Raw genomic sequence first — 6,330 nt, 5'->3', positions numbered from 1 at the left:
TGACATTTGGTATAGCGGCGCTTGCTGCTGGTGTTTGCGGTGCTCAGGAGGATCGGTCTGGTTGGCCTGCGTCGTTCACGGTTGGCACGGCGTCGCAGGGCGGGACGTATTTCGCCTATGGCTCGGGCTGGGCGAACCTTGTCGCGGACGAGCTTGGCCTTTCGGGCGGCGGCGAGGTGACGGGCGGCCCGATGCAGAACATGGCGCTGGTGCACACCGGCGACGCGGCCTTCGGGATGACCACGATGGGCCCGGCCGCCGAGAGCCTCGCGGGCACCAACCCGATCGCGCCGGGCCTGGCGATGGACAAGGCCTGCGCGATGTTCCCGATGTACCAGACCCCGTTCAGCGTGACCGCGCTGTCGAGCAGCGGGATCACCTCGATCTCCGAGATCCCGGACGGCGCGCGGATCGGCTTCGGGCCCGCGGGGTCGACCTCGGACACGTATTTCCCGCGCATGATGGAAACGCTGGGCGTCAATTTCGAGCGGCGCAACGGCGGCTGGTCGGACCTTGGCGGCCAGTTGCAGGACGGTCTGCTGGACGTGATCGCCTTCGCCGCGGGCGTGCCCGTGCCGGCCGTCAGCCAGCTTGAAGTGCAGACCGACGTGAATATCATCGAGTTCACCGAGGCCGAGCAGGCCACGATCATGGAGGCCTTCCCGGTGTCCGAGTTCGAGATCGCGGCGAACACCTACACCACGCTCGAGGCGCCGGCGCGGTCGGTGTCGATGTGGAACTTCGCCATCGCCAACTGCGACCTGCCCGCCAGCTTCGTGAAGGCGGTCGTGGACGTGGTGATGTCGGACAACGAGCGGATGGTGGGCATCCACCGCGCCGCGCGGTCCACCGTGCCCTCGAACTGGGACAAGAACAAGGTCATGCCCTGGCATCCCGGCGCCGCCGAATGGTTCGCCGAGAACGCGGGGGCCGATATCCCGGCCGACATGATCTACGGCCAGTAAGCCAGCCCCCGCCCCGCGCGTCCGGCCCCGTGCCGGGCGCTTGCGGGGCGGGCCCGGCCCCGGACGGGATCCCGCACCGGCTCCGCACGGGCTCCCTGCACGGTCTTCTTAGGACGGACCTCTCGCACGGGGCGCGAACAGGATCGCGGCGCCCCCTGCCCGACCGGGCGCCAACCGGGCCCCGATCGGCCATCGATGGCCCCGGCACAGACCCGCGCAGCCCCCCGCGAAGACAGGGGGGCAGGCCGCGGCGGACGCATGGGGGCCGACCCGCCCCCGGCCAGACCGGCACACCGGCCCGGCCCTCCCCGCCACGCCAACCCGCCTTCACCCCGTCACTTCCCCCATTTCCGCCCGAACCCGCCATGCGCCCGGCCCGTCCGGCCCGCGCGGACCCGGACCCCACCGGAGGACCACCGCCGATGCACCCCCCCGCCCGTCACGACCCGTTTTCCCCCGGAGCCCGCACCCGGCCCTGCCGCGCCCCCGCCGATAGCGGCCGCGGCGACGCCGCCGCGCAGACCGACGAGCACATGATCGCCGACGGCGTCGACGACGAAGCCGTCGAGGCCAACCGCCGCATCTTCGAGGGATCGACCTTCTGGGCCATGGCCGCCCTCGCCACGCTCTACGCGATGTTCCACATGGCCGCGCTGAACGGGCTGTCGATCTCGGCCCTGACCGGGATCGAGCTGCCCTTCCTGCCGCAATTCCCGATGGAAACCTGGAACTTCCGCATCGTCCATGTCGCCGGCGCGCTGGTGCTGGGCTTCCTGATGTACGCCGCCGCCGACTTCCCCGGCGACGCGGACGCGCCCGGCACACCGGCCCGGCCCGCGCTGCACACCGCCGCCATCGCGCTCGCCGTCCCGGCGCTGCTCGCGCTCGGCACGGCGATCTGGTTCGCCCTGCTGATCGAAGGCGGCGCCATGTGGAACGGCATGGACGCCACCATCAAGTTCCGCGAGACATGGCTCTTCGGCGTGCCGCTGCTGCTCGCCACCGCAGGGGCCATCGGCCTGTCCTGGGCCCACAGCGCCCCGCGCGCGCGCCTCGCCGCGCCCGACATCGTGCTCGGCATCTGCGCCGTCGCCGTCGCCGCCTACCTGATCACCATCTACGGCACGCTGATGCGCAACTCCACCGGCACCCCCTTCGCGCCGATCGGCATCTCCATCGCCGCCGTCGCGGGCACCGCGCTGATCATGGAACTGACACGCCGCGTCGCGGGCCTCGCGCTCGTCATCATCGCGGGCGTGTTCCTGGCCTACGTGTTCGCGGGCCAGTACCTGCCGGGCTTCCTGAACTCCCCCGCGATCAGCTGGCAGCGCTTCTTCAGCCAGGTCTACACCGATGCCGGCATCCTCGGGCCGACAACCGCCGTGTCCTCGACCTACATCATCCTGTTCATCATCTTCGCCGCCTTCCTGCAGGCCAGCAAGGTCGGCGACTACTTCGTCAACTTCGCCTTCGCCGCCGCAGGCCGCACCCGCGGCGGACCCGCCAAGGTCGCCATCTTCGCCTCCGGCCTGATGGGCATGATCAACGGCACCTCCGCGGGCAACGTCGTCGCCACCGGCTCGCTCACCATCCCGCTCATGAAGAAGGTCGGATACCACAAGAAGACCGCGGGCGCCGTCGAGGCCGCCGCCTCGACCGGCGGGCAGATCATGCCCCCGATCATGGGCGCGGGCGCCTTCATCATGGCCGAGATCACCGGCATCCCCTATACCGAGATCGCCATCGCCGCCATCATCCCCGCCGTGCTCTACTTCGTGTCGGTCTTCTTCATGGTCGACTTCGAGGCCGCCAAGCTCGGCATGCGCGGCATGAACGCCGACGAGATCCCGAAACTCTCCACCATGATGCGCCGGGTCTTCCTGTTCCTGCCCATCCTCATCCTGATCGCCGCGCTGTTCATGGGATACTCCGTCATCCGCGCGGGCACATACGCCACGCTCTCGGCCGCCGTCGTCTCTTGGCTCACCCCCTACCGGATGGGGCCGCGCTCCACCCTCAAGGCGTTCGAGATCGCGGGCGTCATGTCGATCCAGATCATCGCCGTGTGCGCCTGCGCGGGCATCATCGTCGGCGTCATCAGCCTGACCGGCGTCGGCGCGCGCTTCTCCAACCTGCTGCTCGGCCTCGCGGGCGTCAGTCAGTTCCTGGCGCTGTTCTTCGCCATGTGCATCTCCATCCTGCTCGGCATGGGCATGCCCACCACCGCCGCCTACGCCGTCGCCGCCTCCGTGGTCGCGCCCGGCCTCGTGGAGCTTGGCATCCCGCAGCTGACCGCGCATTTCTTCGTGTTCTACTTCGCCGTGCTCTCCGCCATCACGCCGCCCGTCGCGCTCGCAAGCTACGCCGCGGCCGGCATCTCCGGCGCCAACCCGATGGAAACCTCCGTCGCCTCGTTCAAGATCGGCATCGCCGCCTTCATCGTGCCCTTCATGTTCTTCTACAACGGCGCGCTGCTGATGGAGGGAACCTGGTTCGAGGTGATCCGCGCAGGCGCCACGGCAACCGTCGGCGTGTTCCTGCTGTCGGCCGGCGTGCAGGGGTGGTTCATGGGCGGACGCACAGCGTGGTTCATCCGCGCAGGCCTCCTGCTCGCCGCACTCACCATGATCGAAGGCGGCCTCGTCACGGACATCATAGGCCTCGCAACCATCGCAGCCGCCTGGACAATACAAAAAACAATCCACCCAAACCCAGACGCAAAACTCAACGTCAAAGGCGCAGACTGAAAACTGTAATAATCCAGAGATGACACCAGGCAGGCCGGGCGCAGCGCGCATCCGGCCTGCCGCGGGGTTACGGACCGAAGCCCTTGAAAGCGCGCGCGACGCGCACGATCTGACCCATCGCGCCCTCTGCGCCGCCGCGTCCCGCGCGAGCTACCGGGCGGCAGCCGGAGGTGCAGCATCCCCATGTTCGACGTTCTCTTCATCCTGGCCGGTTTCGCCGGCCTTCTTCTTGGCGGCAACCTGCTGGTCCAGGGCGCGGCGGCGCTGGCTCAGCGCCTCGGCGTGCCTCCGATGGTGATCGGGCTGACCCTCGTCGGCTTTGGCACCTCGACCCCGGAACTGGTCACCAGCGTGCAGGCTGCCTTCGCAGGCGCGCCCGGGATCGCCGTGGGCAACGTCGTGGGCAGCAACATCGCCAACGCGCTCCTGATCCTGGGGATCGCCGCGGTAATCCTGCCCATCGCCATCACACCGGCCGCGTTCCGCCGCGACGGCAGCGTGCTGGCCGCCGTTACGCTGGCGGCGGTGGCGCTGCTGCTGTGGGGCGAAATCGGGCGCGTTGCAGGCGCGGTGCTGCTGGCGGCGCTGGTAGTCTATGCGCTGGGCACCTTGCGGGTCGAGCGCAGGAGCGCCAGCGCCGCCCGCGCGCTCTACGAGGCCGAAGCGGCACAATTGCCCGCGTCCGCGCCTGCAACCCCCGCCTGGCGCGACACCGTTGGACTGGTCGGCGGCATCGTTGTGACGATCCTGTCGGCGGGACTTCTGGTGGACGGCGCGATCGGGCTGGCGACGGCGCTTTCGGTGCCCGAGGCGGTGATCGGACTGACGATCGTGGCGGTGGGCACGTCGCTTCCGGAACTGGTGACATCGGCCGTCGCCGCGCGCCGCGGGCAAAGCGACATCGCGCTCGGCAACGTGATCGGAAGCAACATCTTCAACATTCTAGGCATCCTCGGCGTCACCGCTCTGCTGCGGCCGATGGAGGTGCCGACGCGCATCGCCGCCGTCGACGGCTGGGCGATGCTGGCCGCGACGGCTGCGATCCTGCTGGTTGCGCGCACAGGCTGGCGCATCGGGCGGCGAGAGGGCGCGGTGCTGCTGACGCTCTACGGCGCGTATCTCGCAGTTCAGGTCGTCAACCTTTGAGAGCGCCGCGGCGCGGACGCGGGCCGAACCCCGTGCCCTTGCCCGCACCGCAGCAGCAAGATCAGGCGCTGACCCGTTCGGCCAGCACCTCCATCACCAGTTCGGCGGCGCGGCCAGCCGATGCGGGGTTCTGCCCGGTCACCAGCGTGCTGTCCCGCACGGCGTGCACCGCAAAGTCATCGGCCTTGACGAAATCCGCGCCCAACTCGCGCAGGCGCGTTTCCAGAAGGAAAGGAACCGCGCCGTCCAGCCCGACGGCCTTTTCCTCGGTGTCGGTGAAGCCGGTCACGCGACGGCCCTGCACCACCGGAGTTCCGTCCGAGTTCAACGCCGAGATAAGCCCGGCCGGCCCGTGGCATACGGCAGCGACGACGCGCCCGGATTCCAGCGTTTCGGTCACCAGACCGGCCAGCGCGCGGCTGTCGGGATAGTCGAACATCGTGCCGTGCCCGCCGGGCAGGAAAATCGCATCGTATTCGGTCGCGGGCAGGCGCGAGAAACAGGCCGAACTCTTCATTGCGCGCTGAAACGTCTCGTCCGCCTCATAGCGCCGGACCGAAGCGGGCTTCTCGTCCTCGTCAGACAGGCTGCGCGCGTCGATCGGGATCTCGCCGCCCTTGATCGACGCGACGGTCACTTCCGCCCCCGCATCGAGAAAGGCGTAGTAGGGCGTTGTCAGTTCCTCCAGCCAAAGGCCGGTCTCACCCTGCCCGTTGCCCATGTCGCGCGCCGAAGTCGCGATGATGAGGATCTTGTGGGAATGGGTCATGGTCTGGTCCTTCCAGTCAGGCGTGATCGGGTCGGAAACGGTATGTTCCGCCCGCTTGTTCCCACCAGCTATGCGCACGGGCGCGTCATGCAACACCGCCCAGCGGGTGCCCCTGCGGCAGGCCCGCAGCCAGCGGGCGGGTTTTGGCCTTGGCCCCGCTGCGCGTCGCGCTTACATCTGGAGAATGTTCCAGAAGCTGCTTCAGGGCCTGATGGCCCCAGACCCCGCCCCGCTTCCCGACACCGATGCCCGCCTTGCGCTGGCCGCGCTGCTTGTGCGCATCGCACGGTCGGACGACGATTACGCCCAGATCGAGATCGACCGCATCGACCGGATCCTCGCGGCGCGCTATGCGCTCAGCCCATTCGAGGCGGGCAAGCTGCGACGCGACGCCGAGACGCTGGAGACCGAGGCGCCCGACACCGTGCGCTTCACCCGCGCGATCAAGGACGCGGTGCCCTATGACGACCGGCTCGCCGTGATCGCCGCACTGTGGCAGGTTGTGCTGGCCGACGGGCAGCGCGACGACGAAGAGGACAGCCTGATGCGGATGGTGGCGAACCTCTTGGGCATCACCGACCGCGACAGCAACATCGCGCGGCGCACCGTGGAAGAGCGTTGAACCCGGCGACTGTGCCGGTTTGTCGGGCAAGTGTCGGTTTTTTCGCCACGTCACGCCTGCGGGCCATTGCAATTCGGCGGA

The 6,330-nt window shown here is 69.0% G+C and carries 5 protein-coding genes; 4 read left to right on the top strand and 1 reads right to left on the bottom strand.

Annotated features, from left to right (window positions below):
* Window positions 1-11 precede the first annotated feature (11 nt).
* The 3 genes from DKT77_RS02695 to DKT77_RS02685 all read left to right on the top strand — a co-directional run bounded on the left by DKT77_RS02695 (window position 12) and on the right by DKT77_RS02685 (window position 4,858).
* Window positions 12-965, top strand: a complete 954-nt coding sequence (locus DKT77_RS02695) for a TAXI family TRAP transporter solute-binding subunit (RefSeq protein WP_109810210.1) — start codon at window positions 12-14, stop codon at window positions 963-965.
* Between the two features lie 533 nt (window positions 966-1,498).
* Window positions 1,499-3,712 carry a TRAP transporter permease gene (locus tag DKT77_RS02690; RefSeq protein WP_238547642.1) on the top strand — a complete coding sequence of 738 codons (2,214 nt, stop codon included), beginning with the start codon at window positions 1,499-1,501 and terminating at the stop codon, window positions 3,710-3,712.
* Window positions 3,713-3,895: 183 nt separating this feature from the next.
* Window positions 3,896-4,858, top strand: coding sequence for a calcium/sodium antiporter (locus DKT77_RS02685; protein WP_109810202.1), 963 nt, complete (start codon window positions 3,896-3,898; stop codon window positions 4,856-4,858).
* Between the two features lie 61 nt (window positions 4,859-4,919).
* Here DKT77_RS02685 and DKT77_RS02680 read toward each other — a convergent pair whose 3' ends face one another.
* A complete protein-coding gene (locus tag DKT77_RS02680) occupies window positions 4,920-5,627 on the bottom strand; it encodes a type 1 glutamine amidotransferase domain-containing protein (RefSeq protein ID WP_109810201.1) in 708 nt (235 codons plus the stop codon).
* A gap of 184 nt (window positions 5,628-5,811) precedes the next feature.
* On the opposite strand from DKT77_RS02680, the gene DKT77_RS02675 reads away from it, so the two are divergent.
* On the top strand, window positions 5,812-6,249 hold the full coding sequence (locus DKT77_RS02675) for a tellurite resistance TerB family protein (protein ID WP_109810200.1): 438 nt from the start codon (window positions 5,812-5,814) through the stop codon (window positions 6,247-6,249).
* Window positions 6,250-6,330: the final 81 nt, after the last annotated feature.

It is taken from the genome of Meridianimarinicoccus roseus, assembly GCF_003172915.1.
GTDB classification, from domain to species: Bacteria; Pseudomonadota; Alphaproteobacteria; order Rhodobacterales; family Rhodobacteraceae; genus Meridianimarinicoccus; species Meridianimarinicoccus roseus.
The sequence above is the reverse complement of the archived record's forward strand: the minus strand, read 5'-3'. Positions and strand labels throughout refer to the sequence as shown.